Origin of the sequence: Streptomyces sp. NPDC050085 (assembly GCF_044460595.1) — a bacterium.
In the GTDB taxonomy this organism is placed as follows: Bacteria; Actinomycetota; Actinomycetes; order Streptomycetales; family Streptomycetaceae; genus Streptomyces.
Genome location: NZ_JBITJZ010000001.1, coordinates 640,786 through 664,915, shown reverse-complemented (window position 1 = coordinate 664,915; position 24,130 = coordinate 640,786). Strand labels below are relative to the sequence as shown.

Annotated in this window: 24 protein-coding genes; 14 read left to right on the top strand and 10 right to left on the bottom strand. The window is 72.6% G+C overall.

The features are described 5' to 3' along the window. Positions 1-46 precede the first annotated feature (46 nt). From ACIBUY_RS02770 to ACIBUY_RS02750, 5 genes are all read left to right on the top strand, one after another. Positions 47-1,456: an NAD(P)/FAD-dependent oxidoreductase gene (locus tag ACIBUY_RS02770; protein WP_365568433.1), complete on the top strand. Its 1,410-nt coding sequence runs from the start codon at positions 47-49 to the stop codon at positions 1,454-1,456. After that, positions 1,453-1,974 (top strand): O-acetyl-ADP-ribose deacetylase, encoded by a 522-nt coding sequence (locus tag ACIBUY_RS02765; RefSeq protein ID WP_365568334.1) that lies wholly within the window; start codon positions 1,453-1,455, stop codon positions 1,972-1,974. Before ACIBUY_RS02770 ends, ACIBUY_RS02765 begins: the two co-directional genes overlap by 4 nt. Before the next feature lie 169 nt (positions 1,975-2,143). Continuing rightward, positions 2,144-2,926, top strand: coding sequence for a hypothetical protein (locus tag ACIBUY_RS02760; RefSeq protein ID WP_399151500.1), 783 nt, complete (start codon positions 2,144-2,146; stop codon positions 2,924-2,926). A 172-nt stretch (positions 2,927-3,098) separates the two neighbouring features. Continuing rightward, the gene (locus tag ACIBUY_RS02755; RefSeq protein WP_399152149.1) at positions 3,099-4,565 is read left to right on the top strand and encodes an AlkA N-terminal domain-containing protein; all 1,467 of its coding nucleotides are present in this window, start codon (positions 3,099-3,101) and stop codon (positions 4,563-4,565) included. A 12-nt stretch (positions 4,566-4,577) separates the two neighbouring features. Beyond that, positions 4,578-5,072, top strand: a complete 495-nt coding sequence (locus tag ACIBUY_RS02750) for a methylated-DNA--[protein]-cysteine S-methyltransferase (RefSeq protein WP_399151499.1) — start codon at positions 4,578-4,580, stop codon at positions 5,070-5,072. A 34-nt stretch (positions 5,073-5,106) separates the two neighbouring features. Here the strand turns inward: ACIBUY_RS02750 and ACIBUY_RS02745 are convergent, their stop codons facing one another. From ACIBUY_RS02745 to ACIBUY_RS02730, 4 genes are all read right to left on the bottom strand, one after another. Further along, entirely contained in the window at positions 5,107-5,829 is a 723-nt protein-coding gene (locus tag ACIBUY_RS02745) for a Sir2 family NAD-dependent protein deacetylase (protein ID WP_365568326.1), read from the bottom strand. A 14-nt stretch (positions 5,830-5,843) separates the two neighbouring features. Next, the gene (locus ACIBUY_RS02740) at positions 5,844-7,286 is read right to left on the bottom strand and encodes an MFS transporter (protein WP_365568323.1); all 1,443 of its coding nucleotides are present in this window, start codon (positions 7,284-7,286) and stop codon (positions 5,844-5,846) included. Beyond that, the gene (locus ACIBUY_RS02735) at positions 7,283-8,230 is read right to left on the bottom strand and encodes a nucleoside hydrolase (RefSeq protein WP_365568320.1); all 948 of its coding nucleotides are present in this window, start codon (positions 8,228-8,230) and stop codon (positions 7,283-7,285) included. The genes ACIBUY_RS02740 and ACIBUY_RS02735 overlap by 4 nt, the downstream gene beginning before the upstream one ends. Positions 8,231-8,407: 177 nt before the next feature. Beyond that, the gene (locus ACIBUY_RS02730) at positions 8,408-8,902 is read right to left on the bottom strand and encodes an NUDIX hydrolase (protein ID WP_365568317.1); all 495 of its coding nucleotides are present in this window, start codon (positions 8,900-8,902) and stop codon (positions 8,408-8,410) included. Positions 8,903-8,960: 58 nt separating this feature from the next. Between ACIBUY_RS02730 and ACIBUY_RS02725 the strand changes: the two genes are divergently transcribed. Next, positions 8,961-9,356 carry a hypothetical protein gene (locus tag ACIBUY_RS02725; protein WP_365568314.1) on the top strand — a complete coding sequence of 132 codons (396 nt, stop codon included), beginning with the start codon at positions 8,961-8,963 and terminating at the stop codon, positions 9,354-9,356. On the opposite strand, the gene ACIBUY_RS02720 is transcribed toward ACIBUY_RS02725, so the two are convergent. Both ACIBUY_RS02720 and ACIBUY_RS02715 read right to left on the bottom strand, forming a co-directional pair. After that, the gene (locus tag ACIBUY_RS02720) at positions 9,353-10,429 is read right to left on the bottom strand and encodes an ADP-ribosylglycohydrolase family protein (protein ID WP_365568311.1); all 1,077 of its coding nucleotides are present in this window, start codon (positions 10,427-10,429) and stop codon (positions 9,353-9,355) included. The genes ACIBUY_RS02725 and ACIBUY_RS02720 overlap by 4 nt on opposite strands. Before the next feature lie 53 nt (positions 10,430-10,482). Then, complete coding sequence (locus tag ACIBUY_RS02715) at positions 10,483-12,192, bottom strand: BCCT family transporter (protein WP_365568308.1); 1,710 nt, start codon at positions 12,190-12,192, stop codon at positions 10,483-10,485. Between the two features lie 156 nt (positions 12,193-12,348). On the opposite strand from ACIBUY_RS02715, the gene ACIBUY_RS02710 reads away from it, so the two are divergent. Together ACIBUY_RS02710 and ACIBUY_RS02705 are read left to right on the top strand one after the other, a co-directional pair. Beyond that, positions 12,349-13,500, top strand: a complete 1,152-nt coding sequence (locus ACIBUY_RS02710; protein WP_399151498.1) for a glycerate kinase — start codon at positions 12,349-12,351, stop codon at positions 13,498-13,500. A gap of 338 nt (positions 13,501-13,838) precedes the next feature. Next, entirely contained in the window at positions 13,839-14,552 is a 714-nt protein-coding gene (locus ACIBUY_RS02705; RefSeq protein ID WP_399151497.1) for a class I SAM-dependent methyltransferase, read from the top strand. Here ACIBUY_RS02705 and ACIBUY_RS02700 read toward each other — a convergent pair. Beyond that, positions 14,541-15,737 (bottom strand): helix-turn-helix domain-containing protein, encoded by a 1,197-nt coding sequence (locus ACIBUY_RS02700; protein ID WP_365568299.1) that lies wholly within the window; start codon positions 15,735-15,737, stop codon positions 14,541-14,543. The two genes, ACIBUY_RS02705 and ACIBUY_RS02700, sit on opposite strands and share 12 nt — an antisense overlap. 267 nt (positions 15,738-16,004) lie before the next feature. Between ACIBUY_RS02700 and ACIBUY_RS02695 the strand changes: the two genes are divergently transcribed. The 5 genes from ACIBUY_RS02695 to ACIBUY_RS02675 all read left to right on the top strand — a co-directional run bounded on the left by ACIBUY_RS02695 (position 16,005) and on the right by ACIBUY_RS02675 (position 20,898). Continuing rightward, positions 16,005-16,832: an ABC transporter ATP-binding protein gene (locus ACIBUY_RS02695; protein ID WP_399151496.1), complete on the top strand. Its 828-nt coding sequence runs from the start codon at positions 16,005-16,007 to the stop codon at positions 16,830-16,832. After that, positions 16,832-17,629 (top strand): ABC transporter ATP-binding protein, encoded by a 798-nt coding sequence (locus tag ACIBUY_RS02690; protein WP_399151495.1) that lies wholly within the window; start codon positions 16,832-16,834, stop codon positions 17,627-17,629. Before ACIBUY_RS02695 ends, ACIBUY_RS02690 begins: the two co-directional genes overlap by 1 nt. After that, a complete protein-coding gene (locus ACIBUY_RS02685; RefSeq protein WP_365568291.1) occupies positions 17,626-18,516 on the top strand; it encodes a branched-chain amino acid ABC transporter permease in 891 nt (296 codons plus the stop codon). The genes ACIBUY_RS02690 and ACIBUY_RS02685 overlap by 4 nt, the downstream gene beginning before the upstream one ends. A gap of 61 nt (positions 18,517-18,577) precedes the next feature. Next, entirely contained in the window at positions 18,578-19,639 is a 1,062-nt protein-coding gene (locus ACIBUY_RS02680) for a branched-chain amino acid ABC transporter permease (RefSeq protein ID WP_365568427.1), read from the top strand. Next, entirely contained in the window at positions 19,636-20,898 is a 1,263-nt protein-coding gene (locus ACIBUY_RS02675; RefSeq protein WP_399151494.1) for an ABC transporter substrate-binding protein, read from the top strand. Before ACIBUY_RS02680 ends, ACIBUY_RS02675 begins: the two co-directional genes overlap by 4 nt. Here ACIBUY_RS02675 and ACIBUY_RS02670 read toward each other — a convergent pair. Next, a complete protein-coding gene (locus ACIBUY_RS02670) occupies positions 20,877-21,002 on the bottom strand; it encodes a PaaX family transcriptional regulator C-terminal domain-containing protein (RefSeq protein ID WP_365568424.1) in 126 nt (41 codons plus the stop codon). The genes ACIBUY_RS02675 and ACIBUY_RS02670 overlap by 22 nt on opposite strands. Positions 21,003-21,086: 84 nt before the next feature. Here ACIBUY_RS02670 and ACIBUY_RS02665 point away from each other — a divergent pair, with 84 nt between their 5' ends. Next, a complete protein-coding gene (locus tag ACIBUY_RS02665; RefSeq protein WP_399151493.1) occupies positions 21,087-22,583 on the top strand; it encodes a hypothetical protein in 1,497 nt (498 codons plus the stop codon). Here ACIBUY_RS02665 and pssA read toward each other — a convergent pair. After that, the gene (pssA, locus tag ACIBUY_RS02660; protein WP_051127192.1) at positions 22,540-23,322 is read right to left on the bottom strand and encodes a CDP-diacylglycerol--serine O-phosphatidyltransferase; all 783 of its coding nucleotides are present in this window, start codon (positions 23,320-23,322) and stop codon (positions 22,540-22,542) included. The two genes, ACIBUY_RS02665 and pssA, sit on opposite strands and share 44 nt — an antisense overlap. A 55-nt stretch (positions 23,323-23,377) precedes the next feature. Further along, positions 23,378-24,034 carry a phosphatidylserine decarboxylase gene (locus ACIBUY_RS02655; RefSeq protein WP_365568285.1) on the bottom strand — a complete coding sequence of 219 codons (657 nt, stop codon included), beginning with the start codon at positions 24,032-24,034 and terminating at the stop codon, positions 23,378-23,380. Between the last annotated feature and the right edge of the window lie 96 nt (positions 24,035-24,130).

The following is a 24,130-nucleotide window of genomic DNA, read 5'->3' as shown; positions in this document are numbered from 1 at the left end:
CGGGCAGTGTGGCCATCGGCTGACGAAGGAGTCCGAGGTGCCGGCGATGCTCGATGCCGTCGTGGTGGGTGCGGGGCCGAACGGGCTGACCGCAGCGGTCGAACTGGCCAGGCGCGGTTTCTCCGTGGCCCTCTTCGAGGCCGAGGGGACCGTCGGCGGCGGGGCGCGCACCGAGGAGCTGACGCTGCCCGGATTCCGCCACGACCCCTGCTCGGCGGCGCACCCGCTGGGCGTCAACTCCCCGGCGTTCCGCGCCATGCCGCTGGAGAGGTACGGGCTCCGGTGGGCGCAGCCCGAGCTGCCCATGGCCCACCCCTTCCCCGACGGCACGGCCGCCGTCCTGTCCCGGTCCGTCGCCGAGACCGCCGCCTCGTTCGGCCCGCGCGACGCGGGCACGTACCGGCGCATGGTCGAGCCGCTGCTGCACCGCTGGGACACCCTCGTACAGGACTTCATGTCGCTGCCGCTCAGCGCGCTGCCCCGCGACCCCGTCACCCTCGCCCGGTTCGGGCTGCTCGGACTGCCGCCCTCGACCTGGCTGATGCGCCGCTTCCGCGACGAGCGGGCCCCCGCCCTCTTCTCCGGACTCGTCGCGCACACCATCGCCCCGCTCAGCGGCTTCGCGACGTCCGCGATCGGCCTCGTCTTCGCGCTCTCCGCGCACGCGCGCGGCTGGCCGCTTGCCAGGGGCGGCTCCCAGTCGATCTCCGACGCGCTCGCCGCGTACCTCGAGGACCTCGGCGGTGCGATCCACACCGACTTCGAGGTGAAGCGGCTCGACGACCTGCCGCCCGCCCGCGCGTACGTCTTCGACACCACGCCCACCGCCCTCGCCCGGATCGCCGGCCTGGGCCGCTACTACGACCGCTTCCGGTACGGCCCCAGCGTCTTCAAGATCGACTACGCGCTCGACGGACCGGTGCCGTGGACCGCGAAGGAGGCGAGGACCGCCGGGACCGTCCAGGTCGGCCCGTACCGCTCCGACATCGGCAAGGCCCTGCGCGCGGCCTCCGTCGAGGACCGGGCCCCCGAGGTGCCGTTCCTGATCACCGTGCAGCCCGGTGTCGTCGACCCGACGCGCGCGCCCGCGGGCAAGCACACGTTCTGGGCGTACGGACACGTGCCGAACGGCTGGGACGGCGACCTGACCGACGCCATCGAGCGTCAACTGGAGCGTTTCGCCCCGGGGTTCAGGGACCTCGTCCTCGCCCGTGCCACGGCGGGCCCGCCCGAGCTGGCCGTGCGCAACGCGAACTACGTGGGCGGCGACATCGCCTCCGGCACGGTCGCGGGACTCCAGCTGATGCTGCGCCCCAAGCTGTCGCTGTCCCCGTACACCACCCCGCACCCGGCAGTCTTCCTCTGCTCCTCGTCGACGCCGCCGGGCCCGGGCGTGCACGGCATGTCGGGGCACAACGCGGCGAAGGCCGTCTGGAAGAGGCTGCGCGCCTCATGAAGCCCGTGAAGCCCCAACTGGTCCTGGTCCAGGGCGACATCACCCGGCAGGAGGTCGACGCCGTGGTGAACGCGGCGAACTCCTCCCTGCTCGGCGGCGGCGGAGTCGACGGCGCGATCCACCGCCGGGGCGGCCCCGAGATCCTCGCCGCATGCCGCAAGCTCCGCGCTTCGCACTATGGCAAGGGCCTGCAGACGGGCCGCGCGGTGGCCACGACCGCGGGCCTGCTCCCGGCCCGGCACGTCATCCACACCGTCGGCCCCCGCTGGTCCGCGACCGACGACCGCTCGGAGCTGCTCGCCTCCTGCTACCGCGAATCGCTGCGCGTCGCCGACGAGCTGGGGGCGCGCACGGTCGCCTTCCCCGCCATCTCGACGGGCATCTACGGCTGGCCGCTCGCGGACGGGGCGCGGATCGCGGTGGAGACGGTGCGGGCGGCGGCGACCTCGTCGGTGACGGAGGTCCGCTTCGTGGTCTTCGACGAGCGGGCCGGGGCGGCTTTTGGCGAGTACCTGTAGCTCGGTGCCTGTAGCTCAGTGCCTGTAGCTCGGTGCCCGTAGCTCAGTGCCGGTCACGCCGCACGTGCCACGGCGGTACCCGTAAAGGCCACCCCGCGTTCACGGTCCCGTCGCACCCCGCCGCGATCATGACGCCGACCACAAAGGTCACCAGGTCCTCGGAGGGTCCATGCACCGTCGTCAGTTCGCCGCAGCCCTGACCGCCTCGCTCACCGCAGCGCCGCTGGCCGCCGCCGCGCCCGCCGCCGCGAGCGACGGCGCCGGCCGGAAGGCGGCCGGGCTCGCGCCGCACATGCGCGCCGCGCTCGGGCGGGAGTTGGACGACCGGGCCACGGCCGACGCCGTCGTGCCGCACCTCCTCGACGTCGGCTTCGACTGGCATCCGCAGACCGTCCCGGCGCGCCACATGGATTTCGTCCTCGCCTACGGATTCGGCAACCGCCCGGCGACCGGCGGCGGCGACCCCGCCAAGACGCTGCCCGAGCCCGGCCCGGTGAACGAGGCGCTCGCGGACACCGTCGCCCGGATCCGCGCCGAGCGCGACATCCCCGTCTACGCCCAGTGGGAGATCGCCCGCTGGCTGGACAGCAAGTACGGGATGGACGACGTCACCTCCATCGAGCCGGTCGTCGCGGAGGACGGCACGATCACCTACCTCAGCACCGACGGAGTGGCCGCCCAGGTCGCCGACGCCCGCAAGGACCTGCCGGGCGGCATCGGCACCGCCTGCGTCGTCGGCTTCCGCGACCACCACAAGCGCTGTGTCCAGACCACGCGCGACCGGGGCATCACCGCGTACGCGCCCCGTGGTGTCGCCATGCCCGGCACCTACGACCCCGAGTCGGGCCAGCCCTGGACCCGTACCCGCGAGCTGTACCTCGTGCACGACATGGCCGCCCAGTGGCAGGTGCTGCGGGCCAAGCTGATCGCGGAGGCCTACCCCCACGGGTAGGGCGCGGCCGCACCTGGACCCAGCACATCGTCCACGGCTTGCGCGAGTCGGCGGGGGAGTCGATGACGTTGTCGGAATCTCGCCAGCCGAGCCGCTCACCATGCCCGATGCTGGATTCATGCCCACCGACAAGGTGCTCACCGAAACGGACACGGACCGCGGCACAGCAGCCATGCACACCGACACCGAGCGGTGCGTACGCGCCGTGCAGGCCAAGGACACCCGGTTCGACGGCGTGTTCTTCACCGCCGTCCTGACCACCCGCATCTACTGCAGGCCCGGCTGTCCTGTCGTGCCGCCCAAGCCCGCCAACATGGTGTTCTACCCGAGCGCCGCGGCCTGCCAGCAGGCGGGATACCGGGCCTGCAAGCGCTGCCGCCCCGACACCAGCCCCGGTTCCCCCGAGTGGAACCAGCGCGCCGATCTCACCGCCCGCGCCATGCGCCTGATCGGCGACGGGATCGTCGACCGCGAGGGCGTGCCGGGCCTGGCCCGCCGCCTCGGCTACAGCGAGCGGCAGGTCGAGCGGCAGCTCCGCGCCGAGCTCGGCGCGGGGCCCCTCGCCCTGGCCCGCGCCCAGCGCGCCCAGACGGCCCGGCTGCTCATCGAGACCACCGCACTGCCCATGGCGGACATCGCCTTCGCGGCCGGATTCGCCTCGATCCGCACCTTCAACGACACCGTCCGCGAGGTCTTCGCCCTGGCCCCCGGCGAGCTGCGCACCCGCGCCCCCAAGGCCGGTACCGGCGCCCCCGGCGCGATCACGCTCCGGCTCCCGTTCCGCAAGCCGCTCAACCCCGACAACCTCTTCGGCCACCTCGCCGCGACCGCCGTCCCCGGCGTCGAGGAGTGGCGCGACGGCTCCTACCGCCGCACGCTCCGCCTCCCGTACGGCCACGGCATCGTGGCACTCACCCCGGGCCCGGAGCACATCGGCTGCCGGCTCACGCTCACCGACCAGCGCGATCTGACCGTCGCCATCAGCCGCTGCCGCCGCATGCTCGACCTCGACGCCGACCCGGTCGCCGTCGACGAGCAGCTGCGCACCGACCCGCTGCTCGCGTCCCTCGTCGACAAGGCGCCGGGGCGGCGCGTCCCGCGGACCGTCGACGAGGCCGAGTTCGCCGTCCGCGCCGTGCTCGGCCAGCAGGTCTCCACCGCGGCCGCCCGCACCCACGCCGGACGCCTCGTCCTGGCCCACGGCGACCCCGTCGACGACCCCGAGGGCGGGCTCACCCACCTCTTCCCGTCGCCCGGCGCACTGGCCTCGCTCGACCCCGAGTCGCTCGCCCTGCCCGGCAGCCGCCGGACCACGCTCCTCACGCTCGTCCGCGAACTCGCCGACGGCACCCTCACGTTGGGCCCCGAGTCCGACTGGGCGCAGGCCCGTGCCCGCCTCGCCGAGCTGCCCGGATTCGGGCCCTGGACCATCGAGGCCATCGCGATGCGCGCCCTGGGCGACCCGGACGCCTTCCTGCCCACCGACCTCGGAATGCGGCGCGCCGCACAGCAGTTGGGCCTGCCCCACACGCCGGCCGCGCTCACCGCACGGGCCGCGGCCTGGCGCCCCTGGCGCGCGTACGCGACCCAGTACCTGTGGGCGACCGACGACCACCCGATCAACTTCCTTCCCGCGTAAGGACGTACGACCATGAGTCACGCGACGAAACAGCACACCGTCATCGACAGCCCCTACGGCCCGCTCACCCTCGTCGCCACCGACGGCACGCTGTCCGGCCTCTACATGACCGGGCAGCGTCACCGCCCCGCCGAGGAGACCTTCGGGGAACGCGACGAACGGCCCTTCGGCGCCGTCATCGACCAGCTGGAGGCCTATTTCCAGGGGGAGTTGAAGGAGTTCGGCCTCCCGCTCGCCCTGCACGGGACGCCCTTCCAGCGCTCCGTCTGGCAGCAGCTCCAGCAGATCCCGTACGGCGAGACCCGCACCTACGGCGAACTGGCCGAGGCGCTCGGGAACCCCGCGGCCTCCCGCGCGGTGGGGCTCGCCAACGGCAAGAATCCCGTCGGCGTCATCGTCCCCTGCCACCGCGTGATCGGCGCGAACGGCGACCTCACCGGCTACGGCGGCGGCCTGGACCGCAAGCGCCGCCTGCTCGACTTCGAGCGTGGGACGGCCCTGTTCTAGGACCGGGCTCCAGGACCGGGTTCCAGGACTGGTTCTAGGACCGGGCCAGTTCGCCGAGCAGCCGCGGCAGCGCCGTCCCGATCGGTTCCCGTACGACCTCGTCGGCCACGTCGTCGTACGGCGTCGGCTCGGCGTTCACCACCACCAGGCGCGCCCCGTGCTCGGCGGCGACGCCCGCCAGACCTGCCGCCGGGTGGACCTGGAGGCTGGAGCCGACCGCGAAGAACACGTCGCAGGCCTGGGTGATCGCGACGGCCTCGGAGAGGACCGCAGGGTCGAGGTTCTCGCCGAACATGACGGTCGTGGACTTGAGGATGCCGCCGCAGATCAGGCAGGCGGGGTCGTCCTCGCCCGCCTCGACGCGGGCGAGCGCCGACTCCATCGGGCCGCGCCCGCCGCACCCCGTGCACACGAACTGCCGGGCGGAGCCGTGCAGTTCGAGGACCTTGCGGGCGGGCATCCCGGCGAGCTGGTGCAGTCCGTCGACGTTCTGCGTGATGACGCGGACCGGGACGCCGGACTCGGCGAGCTCCGCGATCGCGCGGTGCGCGGCGTTCGGCTCGGCGGTGAGCGTGACCGCCCGGCGCCGCACCTGCCAGGCGCGGCGCCGGATGTCGGGGTCACCCATGTAGTACTCGTACGTGACGAGCTTCTCGGCGTCGGGATCCTTGCGCCACACCCCGTTCGGCCCGCGGTAGTCGGGGATTCCGGAGTCCGTGCTGATACCGGCGCCGGTGAGGATCGCAACCAGGGTCATGACCTCACCGTAGGTCAGGCAGTGGCCTCCGCGTCCACCGGTTTCGGGATCAGCATCGAGGCGAACAGGGCCGCCACGATGAGCACCAGGCCTGCGATGATGCCCGCGCTGTAGCCGCCGATCGACGTGCCGTCCGAGGGTGCGATGGCGTCCATGGCGGCGTACAGGACGACGAAGCTGAGGCCCGCGCCGAGGTTGAAGCAGCCCGCGTTCAGACCCGGCAGGAAGCCCGGGTTCTCCGACGGGGACAGGACGATGCCCAGGCCGTTCAGCATGATGTTGACCGTGCCCGCGTACGTCACGCCGAGCAGGATCGACACGGCGAGCAGCAGGCCCGACGAGTCGGTCTGCAGGGTCAGCAGGGCGAGGACCGTGACGGCCGCGGTGGCGACCAGGCCGATGCGCAGGATCCGCCCGTAGCCGTACGTCGCGGCGAGGCGTCCGGCGATCGGGCCCATCGCCAGGCCCGCGAGCGCGTACGGCGTCAGCGTCCACCAGGTGGCACCCTCGGCGCCGAGGCCGAGGCCGACCGAGGTGTCCTGGGCGAAGCCGGGCAGCAGGCCGTTCATGATCGCGAAGACGCCGGTCATGGTGAGCATCGTCGACAGCAGGATCGACCAGGTCGCCCGGCGCTTCAGCAGGTGGGTGGTGACGAGCGGGTGCTTGGCCCGGTTCTCCATCCGCCAGAACGCCCAGAAGGCGAGCGCGGCGAGGACCAACAGGCCGACGGCGAGCGCCCAGTTGGCGTCGGCGAGCTTGCCCGCCTCGTTGAAGGCGATCAGCAGCGCGCCGACGGAGACGACCAGGAGCGCGACGCCCGGCCAGTCCATCGGCGGCCGCACGTCCGCGCGGGACTCGGGCGCCAGGAAGTGGACGAGGAGGGCGGCGAGCGCCGCGAAGCCGGTCATCACCCAGAAGATCGCGGCGAAGCCCGAGTGCTCGGCCAGCGAACCGCCCGCGAACGAGTCGACGCCCGCGATGCCGCCGTTGACCGCGGTGACGATGCCGAGCAGCGTGCCGTACTTCTTCGGGTCGGGGACCTCGACGCGCAGCATGATCAGCGCGAGGGGGATCGTCGGGCCCGAGGCGCCCTGGACGACGCGGCCCACGGCGAGCATGCCGACGGACCCGGCGAGCGCGGAGATCACACAGCCGACGGCCATCAGGGCCATCATCGCGGTGAGCACCTTGCGGCGGCCGATCAGATCGCCGAGGCGCGGCAGGAACAGCGAGAACAGGGCGGCGGCCGTGAAGAACGCCGTCTGGGTCACGCCGATCGCCGAGGCCGTGGTGTTCAGCTCGTCCGCCATCGTCGCGAGCGCCGGGCTGAGCATCGACGCGTTGAGCTGGAAGGCGAAGCTGGCCGCGAGCAGCGCGACCATGAGGGCGCCGACCCGGGCCGGGCGACCCGAGCGGGTCCGGCCGGCCGGGGTGTGGGGGGAGGCGGTGGGGTTCATGCTGCGGGCTCTCCGATGCGTACGAGTGCGTCCACGACCAGGTTCCAGAACCGCTCGTGGTCGAGGTCGACGGCGACCTGGGTGTGGCAGTCGGCGGGCGCGGGGGAGCGCAGGTCGGTCACGGTCATGCCGAGGGTGAGCGCGCCGCGCAGTTCGATGTCGACGGGCGCCTTGCGTACGGTCATGACGTCCGGGTCGATGACGTACGCGACGGCGCACGGGTCGTGCACGGGCGGGTGCTCGAAGCCCTGGTTCTCGCGGTAGGCCTCGCGGAAGAAGTCGAGGAGTTCGAGGACGAACGCGGCCGGCTTCGTGCCGACGGCCCTGATCCGCTCCTCGACGGCGGGGGTGGCGAGCGCCTGGTGGGTGAGGTCGAGGCCGACCATCGTCAGCGGCCACTTCTCGTTGAAGACGATGTGCGCGGCCTCGGGGTCGATCACGATGTTGAACTCGGCGACCGGGCTCCAGTTGCCCTCGTGGTAGCCGCCGCCCATCAGCACGACCTCGCGGACGCGCTCGACGATGCGGGGCTCCTTGCGGGCGGCGAGCGCGATGTTCGTCAGGCCCGCTGTCGGCACGAGGGTGATCTCGCCGGGCTCGTGGCTCATGACGGTGTCGATGATCAGGTCGACGGCGTGCCGCTCGTCCAGGGGGAAGGCGGGCGCGGGCAGGTCGGGCCCGTCGAGGCCGGTCTCGCCGTGGATCTCGGGGGCCGTCTCGATCTGACGGACCAGCGGCCGCGGGCACCCGGCGGCGAACGGCACGCCTGTGATCCCCGCGACGGCCGCCACGGACAGCGCGTTGCGGGTCACCTTCTCCAGCGTCTGGTTCCCGACGACGGTCGTCACGGCGACCAGCTCGATGTCGGGATTTCCGTGCGCGAGAAGCAGGGCGATCGCGTCGTCGTGCCCCGGGTCGCAGTCGAGGATGATCTTCCTGGCCAACGGTTCGAGCCCCTTTGCTCCGGTTGGGAAAAACTGTCCACGCAAACCTCACCTGTCGCCACATGAGTTTGTCAACGCGCGTAGATGACCACGCTGCGAGAACTGTGCTTCGTAGAGACGTCCGAATCTTCCGAGGCGGGTGGGCGGGCGGGGCGGGCCCCGGGTCAGCCGGCCGAGTCAGCCGGTGACGGGCTCACCGTTCTCGAGTTCCGCCGCGCCGGTGCCCGCGGCGAGGACGTCGAGGGCGGCCGCGACCCGGCGCCCGAGCGAGCCCAGCAGATACGCCGGCAGCTCCGCACGCGCCACGAACCGCCACGAGTCCAGCTCCTCCTCCTGCAGCCGGATCGCCGCGATCTGCTCGCCGCTCAGCACACCCCCGTCGTACAGGTATGCCACCAGCGGCGGCCGCCGCGTCCCCGCCGACCAGTCCACGGCCAGCAGTCGCCCCACGGGCACGTCGAGCCCGATCTCCTCCAGCGTCTCGCGCCCCGCGCCCTGCCGCGGCGTCTCCCCGGTGTCCGACTCCACGGTCCCTCCGGGCAGCGCCCAGCCCTCGCGGTAGTTGGGCTCGACGAGCAGCACCCGCCCGGCGTCGTCCCGGAACAGCACGGCGGCGCCGACGAGGACGCGGGGGAGGCTCGCGATGTACGTGGCGTAGTCGAGGAGAGTCATCGGCTCACCCTAGCGACGGGGGCTTTCGGCGCCGCGGCGGCGCGGGCAGACTCGGAGCATGACGGCGGACCTCGACGGGCTGTGGGACTGGATGGTGGAAGCCGCGCGGGCCGCTGACCTGAGCGTGCTGGGGGCACCGTCGTGGGTTCCGCCCGTCGAGGAGTCCCTGGTGCGGGCGGCCCGGTCGACGCACTTGCACCGGCTGCGTCCCTTCATGAGTCACACGAGCCTCTGCTTCGTGGACGGCCCGTTCCCATGGGACCCCGGCGGCCGCCCGGACGTGAAGGTGCTGCCGGGTGCCGTCTCCTTCGACTCCTCGGGGCCGGACGGGGCCGCCGTCTTTTGGGTCTGGAGCGGCGCGCCGACCGGCAGGGCGCCCGGGCCCGTGCTGGTCGGGTCGACCCCGTCCGCCACCCGGGCGGCGAAGGCGCTGGCCTGCCTTCTGGCGCCCTAGATCTCCACCAACTGCACGGTCCGCTGAGCCAGTTCGCTGATGCGTACGCCGTCGAAGCCGAACACCGCGCTGCGCACCCGGTCCTCCAGCGGCTCCTTCCACCGGTCGGGGATCGCCGTCGCGCCGCACAGGACGCCCGCGACCGAGCCGGCCGTCGCGCCGTTGGAGTCCGTGTCCAGGCCGCCGCGGACTGTCAGGGTCACCGTGCGGGTGAAGTCGCCGTCGCCGTACAGGAGTCCGGCCGTGATCACCGCGGCGTTCGGGACCGTGTGGATCCAGCCGAGGCCGCCCGTCTCCTCCTCGATCGTGGCGAGGGTCTCCTCCCAGGTCAGGCGGGAGTCGTGGAGCGAGATGGTGCGGCGTACGACGCGGGCGAGGCGGCTGCTCGCCGGGATCACGGCCAGGGCCGCGTCGAGAGCGGCGCGCGGGGTCGGCGCCGTGAACGCCGCCGAGACCAGGGCCGCGGCCCACATCGCGCCGTACACGCCGTTGCCCGTGTGCGAGAGCACCGCGTCGCGGCGGGCCAACGAGGCGGCGCGGCGCGGCACTCCGGGGCAGGTCCAGCCGAAGACGTCCGCGCGGATCAGGGCGCCGATCCACTCCTGGTACGGGTTGTCGTACGTGGCGGTGAGCGGCGGCTTGAGGCCGTTGGCCAGATTGCGGTACGCCGCGCGCTCCGCCGTGAACGTCTGGAGGTAGGGCAGCCGCAGCAGCCAGAGTTCACCGACCTGTTCCGTCGTGAACGCGAAGCCGTGGGTCTCCAACAGGTGCAGACCGAGCACCGCGTAATCCACGTCGTCGTCCCGGCAGCTGCCGTGGATGCGTCCGCGGACGCACCGGCGCCACTCCGGACGCAGCGCCAACTCCACGTCGTCCGACGGGGGTTCGGGCAGATAGTCGGTGAGCGGGAGGGCCTCTGCCTGGCGCAGATAGCGGTCGATGCGGTCGCGCGTCCACACCTCGCCCTGCTCGACCGGCTTGCCGAGCATGTTGCCGGCGATCCGGCCGAGCCAGCCGCCGAGCACACGGTCGGCGAGGACGCGTTCGGTGAGCGGGGGGCTCGTTGGCGTCATGAATCCGGTCTACCCGTTTCCGTACATCAACTGACAGCCCATCCCGGCTTCGCTCAACTGTCTTCCTGGTTACGGGACTTGGCGACCCGCCGGCGCAGCCGGTGATGGGCGCCGCTCGGCGAAGGGCCGGTCAGCGCGTCGCCGACCATCGCCCGCACCGCGTCCCGCAGACCGTGCAGCGCGTGCCCGCGCACCGGACCCGCCCCCGGGTCCTCGCGCAGTTCCTTCAGGAGCGCCCAGCACAGCGCCAGCATCACCACCACGAACGGCAGCGCCACCAGGATCGTCGCGCTCTGCAGCGAGTCGAGCCCGCCCGCGACGAGCAGCACCGCCGCGACCGCCGCCATCAGCACGCCCCACGTGACGACGAGCCAGGTCTTCGGGTGCAGCGCGCCGCGGCTGGTCAGCGACCCCATCACCAGGGACGCCGAGTCGGCGCTCGTGACGAAGTACGTCATGACGAGGATCATCGCGACCCAGGACGTGATCGTGCCCAGCGGCAGCGCGTCCAACATGGCGAACAGGGACGACTCCGCTCCCTCGGACACCTTCGACGCCATGTCGACCTTGCCGGTGGAGTCGAGCCTGATGCCGGTGCCGCCCATCACGCAGAACCACACGACGGTCGCCCCGCTCGGTACGAGCAGCACGCCCACCAGGAACTCGCGGATGCGGCGGCCCCGCGAGATGCGCGCGATGAACGTGCCCACGAACGGCGCCCACGACAGCCACCACGCCCAGTAGAAGATCGTCCACGCGCCGAGCCACTTGCGGTCCGTGAACGCGCCCGTGCGCGACGCCATCGGCAGCAGCTGGTGCAGATAGCCGCCGACGCTCGCCGGGATCGCGTCCAGGATGTAGACGGTCGGACCGAGGACGAAGACGAAGAGCATCAGGCACGCGGCGAGCGCGATGTTCATCGTGCTCAGCCACTTCACGCCCTTGTTGAGGCCGGAGAAGGCGGAGCAGACGAAGGCGGCACCGAGCGCGACGATGATGATCAGCTGGACCCTCGTCGTGTTGTCCACGCCCGCGGTCAGTTCGAGCCCCGTGGCCACCTGCAGCGCGCCGACGCCGAGGCTCGTCGCCGTGCCGAAGACCGTCGCGAAGACGGCGAGCAGATCGATGACCCGGCCCGGCCAGCCCGCCGCCCGCTGCTCGCCGATGAGCGGCACGAACACCGAACTCAGCCGGTTCCCACGGCCCTTGCGGAAGCCCGCGTACGCGAGCGCGAGCCCGGCGATGCCGTAGATCGCCCACGGCGTCAGCGTCCAGTGGAAGAACGAGTACTCCATCGCGATCAGCGCAGAGCTGCCGCTGCGGGGCGGCGCACCGCTGGCCGGCGGCGGGTTGAGGTAGTGCGTGAGCGGCTCGCCGACCCCGTAGAACATCAGGCCGATGCCCATGCCCGCGCTGAACATCATCGCGATCCAGGCGAGATTGGTGAACTCCGGCTCGGAGTCGTCGGCGCCGAGCCGGATCCGCCCGAAGCGGCTGAGCGCGAGCACCACGCACAGCACCAGGAAGACGTCCGCGGCGATCACGAACAGCCAGGCGAAGTTCTCCAGGACCCAGGCCAGGGCCGTGCTGGACGCGCTGTCGAAGGACTTCTTCCCGAGGGCCGCCCAGGCGACGACGGCGAGGACGGCGACGACGCCGATGCCTACGACGGTGAGATCGGGGGAGTCGTCACCGGATGAAGGGTCCGCGGGGTCCGGGCCGGGGCCTTCCGGTCTTGGCTGATCGATCATTTCCGTGCTCATCCGACCCACTATGGCCGCACATAGGAGCATTTAACGGCTGGGCACGCCGTTCCTTGGAGCGGACGACCATGGGCAGGGGCCCCCTCCTGCGGTTATGGTCGCAGCGGCGCGACTGCCTTGACGCGAGCAAGGCCCGAACAGCAAGGGGAGAGCAAGGTGGCGGACGCTGCACAGGCCGCGCGGCACGTGTTGATCGCGGCGGACAAGTTCAAGGGGTCGCTCACCGCGGTGCAGGTCGCACAGCGTGTGACAGCGGGACTGCGTCGGGTGGCCCCCGAAGTGGAGATCGTCTCCGTGCCCGTCGCGGACGGCGGCGACGGCACGGTCGCGGCGGCGGTCGCGGCCGGGTTCGAGCGCCGCGAGGTGCGCGTGACCGGCCCGCTCGGCGAGCAGGTCACGGCCTCCTACGCGCTGCGCGAGGGCACGGCCGTGGTGGAGATGGCGGAGGCGTCGGGCCTGCAGCTGCTGCCCGAGGGCGTCTTCGCCCCGCTCACGTCCACGACGTACGGCTCGGGCGAGGTGATCGCCGCGGCGCTCGACGCCGGGGCCCGCTCCATCGTCTTCGGCGTCGGCGGCAGTGCCACGACCGACGGCGGTGCGGGCATGCTCGCCGCGCTCGGTGCGCGGTTCCTGGACGCGGACGGCAAGCCGGTCGCCCCCGGCGGCGGCCCCCTCGCGACCCTGGCCTCGGCCGACCTGTCCGGGCTCGACCCGCGCCTGGCCGACGTGGACATCGTCCTCGCCAGCGACGTCGACAACCCGCTCACCGGGCCCAAGGGCGCCCCCGCGGTCTACGGCCCGCAGAAGGGAGCGAGCCCCGAGGACGTGGCCGAACTGGACGCGGCCCTCGCCCACTTCGCGAAGATCCTCGGCGAGTCCGTCGGCCCGAAGGCCCTCGAATACGCCGAGTCGCCGGGCGCGGGTGCCGCGGGCGGGATCGGGTACGGGGCGCTCGTCGGCCTCGGCGCGAGTTTCCGGGCCGGCATCGAGGTCATGCTCGACGTCCTCGGCTTCGCCTCGGCGCTGGAGCGCGCCACGCTGGTCATCACCGGCGAGGGCTCCCTCGACGAGCAGACGCTGCACGGCAAGGCCCCGGCGGGCGTCGCCGCGGCGGCCCGTGCGGCGGGCATCGAGGTCGTGGCGGTCTGCGGCCGTCTGGCCCTCGAGCCCGCGGCGCTCGGGCGGGCGGGCATTCGCCGCGCCTATCCCCTGACGGAGGTCGAGCCCGACGTGGCCCGGTGCATCGCCGAGGCGGGGCCGATCCTCGAGGACGTGGCGGAGCGGATCGCCGTGGACTTTTTGACCTGACCTGACCTGACCTGAGTCGATCTGGGCCGATCTGGACTGATCTGATCTGACCTGGGTCGGGCTGAGCGCCCGCGCGGCGGAGCCGCACATCTCCGCCGCGGGGCGTGGTGTTTTCCGTCGGCGCACCGCTCCCGAGAACTGCCCCGTGCAGCCCCGGCAGCGGCCCCCGAAGGGAATCTCCCGCCCCGGCCGAGGAGGCGGCCCCGGCGTCGGCGCGGCACCCGTCCAGCGGGGCGGCAGCCGCCTGGCCCGACTGTGCCGAAAACCCTCTGACCTGGGCAGACACCCTTGCCCCTACTAACCTTTCCGTAGGCCGATTCGCCGCCGGAGGGGACCCGTTGAACAGAACCATCCGCACCATCGAAGACGTCCTGCGCATGCTCGACGGAGCCTTCCCCCGGGGCGGCGCCGACTGGTGGGACCAGTTCTACGTGGACCGGGACCGCGACGTGCCGTTCTTCGTCGACAAGCCCGACGAGAACCTCGCCGCCCACCTCGACTCCGGTCTCTTCCCGGCGGGAGCGCGCGTGCTCGACCTGGGCTGCGGGCCCGGACGCAACGCGCTGCACCTCGCCGCGCGCGGCTGTGACGTGGACGCCGTCGACCAGTCGGCCACCGCCACCGCCTGGGGCCGGGAGCGTGCGGCCGCCGCCGGGCTCGGCGTGCGGTTCCATCAGGGTGACATCTTCGACGTCCAACTGCCGTACCAGACCTACGACGTGGTGTACGACTCCGGGTGCCTGCACCACCTCCCGCCGCACCGCCGCGTCAGCTACCTCGCCCTCCTCGACCGCCTCCTCGCCCCCGGCGGGCACTTCGGCCTCGTCTGCTTCGCCGCCGGGGCCGAGGGATCCGTGGCCGGTGATGAGGAGCTGTACCGCACCCGTGACCTGGGCGGCGGGCTCGCCTTCGCCCCCGACGAACTGCGGTACCTCTTCGGGGAGTTGGCGGAGGTCGAGATCCGGGCCATGGCCGGCCAGGGCGAGGACTCGGCCACGTACGGGAAGGACTTCCTGCTCACCGGGATCTTCCGGCGGCGCTCAACCCGGTGAAAGGCGGTACGCGTCCAGGGCCAGCGTCATCTCCATCAGGTCCCGGGGACGCGACAGCGAGCGCGACGTCAACTGCTCCAGCCTGCGCAGCCGGTTGAAGACCGTGTTGCGGTGACAGTAGAGCCGCCCGGCCGCCCGGCCCGCCGAACCCTCGCAGGCCAGCCACGCGTCCAGCGTCTCCAACAGCACCGCCCGGTCCGCCGGTTCGAGGGCCAGGAGTTCACCGAAGACGCCGGAGACGAGACGCTGGGCCAGGTCCGGCTGGCTCACCACCAGGGCCGTCGGCATCCGCCGGTCGAGGCGGACGACGCCGCTGGTGTCCGGCGGGCAGGTGCGCAGGGCGAGTTCGGCCAGGCGGCGGGCGTGGCCCAGCTCGGCGAGGCCGGTGACGACCGGGCTGAGGCCGCCGGGCCCCGGGCACCGCCCGTCGAGCAGCGCCGCCAGTTCGTCCAGGGTGCGGCCCGCGCCGAGCGCCGCCACGCCCACCTCGCAGTCCGCCCGCATCCGCCACACCAGACGGAACCCGGGGTCCTGGATCCGCCGGTGGAAGGCCTCGCGCCCGTCCCGCCGCTCCACCCGCAGCACCACGACCGCGTACGGGCCGTGCTCGGGCAGATCGAGACCCGCCGCCGCGCGCGCCGCGAGGCCCGGCGTGGGGCGGCCCTCCAAAAGCGCGTCGAGCAGGGCCTGCATCTGCTCGTCGGTGCGCCGCCGCAGCTCCAACTCCGTGGCCCGGTACGCCTCCGAGGCCGCCTCGGCCTGCGCGTCGACCGCCGCCCACACCATCGTCGCGGACCGCATCAGCGCCGAGAGCCGGTCCGGTTCGGCCGACGCGCTCTCGATCAGCGCGTCCCAGACCAGATAGCCCGCGTTGCGGTAGGCGTGGATCAGCAGGTCGAGCGGGAGGCCCTGGCCCGCGCGCCGCCGGCCCGCATCCTCCGCGTACTCCAGATCCTTGCGCGGCGCGTCCCGCGGCGCGGCGATCGTCTCGACGCCGATCCGCATCGCCTGCTCGGCCTCCCGCCACTGGACGTCGTACGGCAGCACCCGCGCGTACACGTCGGAGTACGCGAACAGCTGCTGCAGATGCTCGTCGACCAGCTCGGGCAACCGCTCCGACAGCTTCCCGCACGCCTCCCTCAACAGCTTCCAGTCCTGCTCGGTGCGATGCCTGCGCCCGCCCATCGCCCCTCCCCAACGGCCCGTAAAGCGACGGCAAAGGACTTTCCCGCTTGTGCGGAGGATGCCACTGCTCGGCCCTTCCCGGCAGGCCCCTGACGCGGGGTCTTGTGCGCGCGCACAACCGAGGCGGGCGGGCGCTGGTCCCGCGCAGCGATTCCCGGTCGCGGCGTGGACGGGCCGCCCGCGCGGTGCTGTGGTGAGCGCCACCGGAGGCCACCGGAGGCCGCTGGAGGCCGCTGGTGGCCACCGGACCGAGGAGGAGCAGGCACCGTGACCGACCAAGACGTACCCGGGCTCGCCGTGGACGACCTGTCCGTCGGCTACGGGCCCGTGCGCGCCCTGCGCGGCGTGACCCTGAACGTGCCGCAGGGCGCCGTCGTGGCCGTGCTCGGCGGCAACGGCGCGGGCAAGTCGACCCTGCTGCGCGCCGTCTCGCGCACCCTCGGCTTCCACGGCGGGACGGTCACCTCGGGCCGGGTGCGGTTCGGCGGCCGCCGGATCAGCGGCCTGTCCGCGGACCGGGTCGTCGCCGCCGGAATCTGCCAAGTCCCCGAAGGCAGACGGGTGTTCGCCCGGATGACCGTCGCCGACAACCTGCGCGCCGGGGCGCTCGGCTCGACGGGCTCGCGCGCCGACAAGGCCGCCGCGCTGCGCCGGGTGCACGAACTGTTCCCGGTCCTCGCCGAGCGGGCGGGCCAGCGCGCGGGGCTCCTGTCCGGCGGCGAACAGCAGATGCTGGCCGTCGGCCGCGCCCTGATGGCGGGCCCGCGGCTGCTCCTGCTCGACGAACCGTCCCTGGGCCTCGCCCCGTTGATGGCCGCCCGCATCGCCGACACCGTCCGCGAGATCAACGCCCAGGGCGACCGCCAGGTCTCCGTCCTCCTCGTCGAGCAGAACGCGGCCCTCGCCCTGCGACTCGCCTCCTACGCGTACGTGATGGAGGTCGGCGAGATCACCCTGCACGGCCCGGCCGCCGAGCTCGCCGGTTCCGACGAGGTGCGCCGCCGCTACCTGGGCGTCGTCGACGAGACGGCGGCCGAGGACGCCACCGGCGGCGCCGCACACGCACCGACCCTGCGCCGCTGGGGAGGTGCGTGATGGCCGTGGTCAACAGTGACGTACTGCCCCTGGAGGTACGGGACTTGACCGTCCGGTTCGCCGGGCTCACCGCCCTCGACCGGGTCGGCCTCACTGTCCAACCCGGCACCGTGCACGCCGTCATCGGACCCAACGGCGCGGGCAAGTCCACCTGCTTCAACGTCCTGTCCGGGGTGTACCGGGCGACCTCGGGCAGCGTCCGCCTCGGGGGCCAGGAGCTCACCGGCCTGCCCCCGCACCGCATCGCCGCGCTCGGCGTGGCCCGCATCTTCCAGAACCTCGCCCTGCCGCCCCGCGCCACGGTCGCCGACAGCCTGCTGCTCGGGCGCCACCGGCTGACCCGCGCCGGGTTCGTCGCCGCCGGGCTCCGACTGCCGTCCGCGCTGCGCGAGGAGCGGGCGCACCGCGAACGGGTCAGGGAGATCGCCGAGTTCGTCGGGATCGGCGACCAACTGAACACCCCCACGGGCGCGTTGCCGTACGGGCAGCAGAAACTCGCCGAGCTCGCCCGCGCCCTGTGCATGGAACCCCGCGTCCTGCTCCTCGACGAGCCCGTCGCCGGGATGACCGCGGACGAGCGGCGCCGCACCGCCGCCGTCATCGCGGGCGTCCGCGAAGGGCTCGGCATCTCCATCGTTCTGGTCGAACACGACATGGGAGTCGTCATGCGCCTCGCCGACGAGGTCACCGTCCTCGACTTCGGCCGCCGGATCGCCGCGGGCCCACCGGACCGCGTCCAGAACGACCCGGCGGTCATCCAGGCCTACCTGGGCGCACCGGAGGGAGGGGCCGCGTGACGACGTTCCTCGAACTCCTCCTCAACGGCGTCTCGATGGGCTCCGTCTACGCGCTCATCGCCCTCGGCTTCGTCGTCATCTTCCGCGCCACCGAAGTCGTCAACTTCGCGCACGCCTCCCTCCTCCTCGCCGGCGGCTACGTCACCGCGTCGCTCCACGACGACCTCGGCTTCTGGCCCGCGCTCGGCGTCGGCATCGCCGCCGCCGCGGTCGTCGGGGCGGGCGTCGAGTTCCTCGTCATGCGGCGCTACCGCGGGCACGACCACAGCGTCCTCGCCATCGTCACCATCGGCGTCGACATCCTGCTCACCACCGAACTCACCCGGCGCCTCGGCACCGACGTCCTCACCCTCGGCGACCCCTGGGGCGACGCCGTGCTCACCGTCGGCGGCGTGACCGTCGCCCACACCCGCATCGCCGCGTTCGTCGCCGCCGCCCTGCTGATCACCGGCTTCCTGCTCGTCTTCCGCTACACGTCGTGGGGCGTCGCGATGCGCGCCGCCGCCGAGAGCGGGGAGACGGCCGCGCTGATGGGCGTACGGCTCGGCCGGGTCTCGCTCGGCGCCTGGGCCGTGGCCGGGGGACTCGCCGCCGTCGCCGCGCTGTTCCTGACCGTGTTCCCGACGCCGGGGCTCGAACGGGCCACCTCCCTGGCCGCGTTGAAGGCCTTCCCCGCCGCCATCCTCGGCGGCCTCGACTCCACCACGGGCGCCCTCGTCGGCGGCCTCGTCGTCGGCGTCACCGAGTCCCTCGCCACCGGCTATCAGAGCGAACTCGCCTTCATGGGCAGGGGACTCGGCGACCTCGCGCCCTACCTGGTGATGACCGTGATCCTGCTCCTGCGGCCCTCCGGACTCTTCGGCACGAAGGAGCTGGCCCGTGTCTGACGACGCCCTGGCCGCCGCCCGCGAGACGCGGATCAAGTCCGCCTCCTCGTACGGGAATTGGCTGCGCGCCGCGCTCACGCGACCCCGCACGTACGCCGTCGCCGCCTGTGCCCTCGTCCTCCTCGCGCTCCCCTTCTACCTCGACCGCTTCTGGCTGCAGGCGGGCCTGTTCGCGATGGTCGCCGCCATCGGTGCGATCGGACTGAACCTGCTCACCGGCGCCACCGGCCAACTCTCCATGGGGCACGCCTTCTTCCTCGCCGTCGGCGCGTACGCGTACTGCGTGTTCGCCGGGGAGCGCGGCGAGGCGCTGAACGGGCTCGGGCTCCCGCCGTGGCTGGCCGCCGTGCTCGCGGTCGGTGTCGCCGGTGTCGCGGGCGGCCTGTTCAGTCCCATCGCCGGGCGCCTGCAGGGCGCGTACCTCGGGATCGCGACGCTCGCGCTGATCTTCATCGGGCAGCACGTCCTGTTCAACGCAGAGGACCTGACCGGCGGGGCGAACGGGCGCGACGTGCCCGTCATGAACCTCTTCGGTCTGACCTTCGACGAGAGCGAACTCACCGTCGCGGGCGTGCCGTTCGGGTCCGCCGAGAAGCTCTGGTACCTCGGGCTAGTCCTCACCCTCGCCGGTGGACTGTTCGCCCGCGGGGTGCTGCGCGGACGCCCGGGCCGCGCCATGAACGCCATCCGCGACCACCGCATCGCCGCCGGCGTCCTCGGCGTTCCCGTCGCCCGCTACCGCGGCGCCGTCTTCGTCCTGTCCTCCATGTACGCGGGCCTCGCGGGCGTCCTGCTCGCCCTCGTCTTCCAGCGCACCGTGCCCGACTACTTCGGCATGACGCTCTCCCTCGAATACCTCGCCATGATCGTCATCGGTGGGCTCGGCTCCGTGGCGGGCGCCGTCGTGGGCGCCGCGTTCGTCTCGCTGCTGCCGCAGATCCTCACCCGCTACAGCGACGCACTCCCGCTCGTCTCCGCCCCCGGCACCGGCGGCGTCGCCCCCGGCGAGGCCGCCCGCTACCTGTACGGCGCCGCGGTCGTGGCCGCCGTCCTGTTCCTGCCCGGCGGGCTCGTCCAACTCGCCGCCCGGCGCACCCGGAAACACCCTCAGGAGGACGCATGACCAGGCGCACGCTCACCGCGACGGCCGTGGCCGTACTGCTCGCGCTGACCGCCGCGTGCAGCTCCAAGGCCAAGGACGGGGGAGGCGACGACGACAAGCAGAGCGCGGGCGGCATCAAGACCGGCCAGGGCATCTCCGGCAAGACCATCGAACTCGGCGTCCTCACCGACATGACCGGCGTGTACGCGACCCTCGGCAAGAGCGTCACGCAGGCACAGCAGCTGTACGTGAAGCAGACCAACGACGCCGGCGGCATCTGCGGCTACCAGCTGAAGCTGACCGTCCGCGACCACGGCTACGACCCGCAGAAGGCCGTCGCCGGATACACCGAACTGTCGCCCAAGGTCCTCGGCTTCACCCAGTTCATCGGCTCCCCGTTCGTCGCCGCGGTGGAGCAGCGCATCGGCCGCGACAAGGCCCTCGTGCTGCCGCAGGCCTGGTCGGCGAACCTGCTCGGCAACCCGTACGTCCGTGTCATCGGATCGACGTACGACATCGAGACCATCAACGCGGTCGACTTCCTGCTCACGGAGAAGGGCCTCAAGAAGGGCGACAAGCTCGGCCACGTCTACTTCGAGGGCGACTACGGCGAGAACGCGCTCAAGGGCTCCAAGTTCATCGCCGAGAAGGCCGGGCTCAGCGTCGTCGAGCAGAAGATCAAGCCGACCGACAACGACATGACGGCCCAGGTCGCCGCCCTGAAGAAGGCGGGCGTCAAGGGCATCGTGATCAGCGCGGGCCCGCGCCAGGCGGCCTCGCTCGTCGGCGTCGCGGCCGCGGCGAAGCTGAACGTGCCGGTCATCGGCAACAACTCGGCGTTCGCCCCGCAGCTCCTCGGCACCCAGGCGGGCCCGGCCCTGCTCGCCAACTACTACGTGGCGTCCCCGTCCCTGCCCATCGGCGCGACCACCGACGCGGCGAAGAAGCTCGTCGCCGACTACCAGAAGGCGTACCCGAAGGACGGGCTCGACAACGGCGTCGTCGCCGGCTGGACCGCGGCCGGCGTCTTCGGCGAGGCCCTGAAGAAGGCCTGCACGACCAAGGACCTGACCCGCGAGGGCGTCGACAAGGCCCTGCTCTCCCTCAACAGCTACGACATGGGCTTCGGCATCACCCAGGACTTCAGCGACCCGAAGGCCCCGTCGTCGAACCAGTCGGTGATCCTGCAGCCCGACAAGTCCACGGTCGGCGGCCTGAAGGTCGTACGGGAGCCGGGAGAGTCCCCCGAGGCCAAGTCCTACGTGGAGTCGGCCAGTTGACGCCAGTACGCACAGGCGGGTGACCGCAGCGCCCGCCATGCCTCGACGAACAGCCGGGTCGCGTCGCGGCCCGGCCAGTCGGGCGGCAGCAGCGCCTCGGGCAGCCGCGGATCCCGCTCGAAGCCTCGTGCGCCTCCCGTACGCCGCCCAGGTCCCAGGCCCTGCGCACGAGCCCGGCGTCGTCATCGGTGCGCGCCGTCAGCCACAGCGCGTACGCCTCGAGGCCCTGCTCGCGCAGCAGGGTCCGCAGGACGGGCACCCCGCTGCGCCGGCGCGCCATGATGGCCGAGGCCCCCGACGCGCTCGTCCGGCTGCTGCGCGGCGAGACGGTCACCGAGAAGACCGGCTGGTACGAACTGGCCGAGGCGCGGCTCCAGTTGGGCCCCTACCGCCCCGAGGGCCTGCAGCTCGCCGTCGCCTCCACCGTGTCCCCGTCCGGCGCCGTCCAGGCGGGCCGGCACGGCATCGGGCTGCTCTCCCTCGCCGCCGCCGACCCGGGCGGACTCGCCGGGCTGACCGCGAACTGGGCGGCGTACGAGAAGACCTGCGCGGGCCACGGCCACACCCCGGACCGTGCGAAGTGGCGCCTCGTCGTGCCCATGCACCTCGCGGAGACCCGCGAGCAGGCCGAGTACGGGGTGCGCCACATGGTCCGCTACCTCGAAGGGCTGTCCGGCACCCTGCTGCCGTGGGGCCGTACCGCCGCGGGCGCCGTCGAGCGCTGGACGACCGAGGGGTTCCCGATCTTCGGCATCGCCACCATCGGCACCCCGGCCGACGCGATCGCCCGCATCGAGGCCCTGGCGGCCTGCTCCTGCTCGACCTGCCCACGGCGTCCCCGGCCGCGAAGCTGCACTCGTACGACCTGTTCGCCCGGCACGTCGCCCCGCACCGCACCGGTGCGGCCCGGCGCCGGGCCGCCTCGATGGAGTGGGCGCACGCGAACAGCGACCGGCTGGTCGGGGCGATGCACGCCGCGGTGGAGGCGGCCGTACGCGAGGGCGGCGCCTGATGGCCGCCCGGGCCGCCGCGACGATGCGGGCCGCCGTCCTGCGCCGCGGCCGGTTCCTGGTCGACGAGATCCCCGTCCCCGTGCCGGGCCCCGGCCAGGTGCTCGCCGAGCCCCTCGCCACCGGCATCCGCGGCTCCGACCTGTCCGCGGCCACGAGCTGTGCGCGCGGGTGCTCAGCCCGGGGGAGTGGGAGGGCCGCGTCGTGGTCGGCCTCCCGTGGGCGCTCGACAGCGGCGGCACCCTGCGCACCGTCGGCTGCGCGACCGCCTTCCCCGGCGGCTTCGGCGAGCGGGTCGTGCTCCAGGAGGCCGCGCTCGTCCCCGTCCCCGAGCACCTGCCCCCGCACGTCGCGACCCTCACCGCACCCCTTGCCGTCGGCTACGGGAACGTCGCCAGGGCCGCCCCTGAGCCCGGCTCGGGCGCCCTCGTCATCGGGGCCGGACCCATCGGCCCCGGCGCGTCGCCCCCGTCGTCGTCTCGGAGCCCTCCCCGCGCCGCCGGGCAGCGGCTGATGGTCCTGGAGTGCTCGGGGCGGAGCCCCGAAACGGTGCGGCGCCGCACCCGCCCGCACATAAAGCGGTGGGCCCGAACCAAAAGGTTCGGGCCCACCGCTCACACGTTCCGCCGGGCTACGGCAACTGCGCTGCCCGCGCCTCGCGGCGGTTGTCCCTGAAGTTGTTCACGCGGCGCGCCGTCGCGAACAGCGGGATCACCGCGCCGAGGACGAGCTGCAGGGCGCAGCCGGTCTGCAGGAGCAGCTGACCGCCGGGGGCGTCGAACGCCCACGCCGCCAGCAGGCCCATGCTCAGCACGATCCACGACAGCATCGCGACGGCGAGGCGGCCGCGGGGCTTCGGGTACTCGACGCGACTCACCATCAGCCACGCGGTGCCGATGATCGCGAGCAGCGTCGCCACGAACGGCAGCTCGAGCAGCACGATCGAGACCACGGTCAGCGCGCCGAACGGCGACGGCATGCCCTGGAACGTGCCGTCCTTCACCGTCACGCACGAGAACCGCGCAAGCCGCAGCACCACCGCCAGCAGGACGACGATGGCGCCCACCGCCGCGACTCTCTGGTGCGCGTCGTCGGCGACCATGCCGTAGACGAGCACGAAGTACGCGGGGGCGAGGCCGAAGCTGATCAGGTCGGAGAGGTTGTCCAGCTCCGCGCCCATCGGCGACGAGCGGAGCTTGCGCGCCACCAGGCCGTCGAACAGGTCGAAGATCGCGGCGGCCAGCATCAGGATCACGGCCGTGGCCGCGCTGTGCCGGGCCATGCCCGAGTCGTTGCTGCCCTGGATGTGCGGGATCAGGATGCCGGTCGTCGTGAAGTAGACCGCCATGAAGCCGCACGTCGCGTTACCGAGCGTGAGGGTGTCCGCTATCGACAGGCGCAGTGAGAGCGGCATCTCCTCCGCGTCGTCCGCCTCGTCGGTCTCGGGGACCCAGCCCGTGGTGTCGTGATCAGTCACGGTCAATGCGAGTCACCCCAGCCACCGTCTTCTGGCCGACCTCCACGTCCACCTCGACCCCTTCGGGGAGGTAGATGTCGACGCGCGAACCGAACCGGATCAGACCGATGCGCTCGCCCTGCTCCACCTTCGTGCCCTGGGGGATGTACGGCACGATGCGGCGGGCGACGGCTCCGGCGATCTGGATCATCTCGATGTCACCGAGCTCGGTGTCGAAGTGCCAGACGACGCGCTCGTTGTTCTCGCTCTCCTTGTTGAACGCCGGGACGAAACCGCCGGGGATGTGTTCGACGGACGTCACGGTGCCCGCGAGGGGAGCGCGATTGACGTGGACGTTCAGCGGGCTCATGAAGATCGCGACGCGGGTGCGACCGTCCTTCCACGGCATGATGCTCTGCACCACGCCGTCGGCCGGGGAGATGACCCGGCCGTGGGCGATCTCGCGCTCGGGATCGCGGAAGAACCACAGCATGCCGGCCGCCAGAGCGGTGGTCGGGACGGCGAGTGCTGCTGCCTTCTTTGAACGACGCGAGCGCGCCAGGCTGAGGGCAGCCGTGGCGACGGTCGGGAGAAGCCACGGCGATGCTCCGCGCGCAAGGCGACCACCGAGGAAGCCGTCGCGTGGTGCAGAGGTTTGGCTGTGGGGCATGGATGACCTTCGTAGCGGATGAGGCCGCGCTGGTTATGGGGGACGGCGGCTTTTCCGGGGATGTTATCGGTTGCGAGCCACAACTGGGCAAGCCAG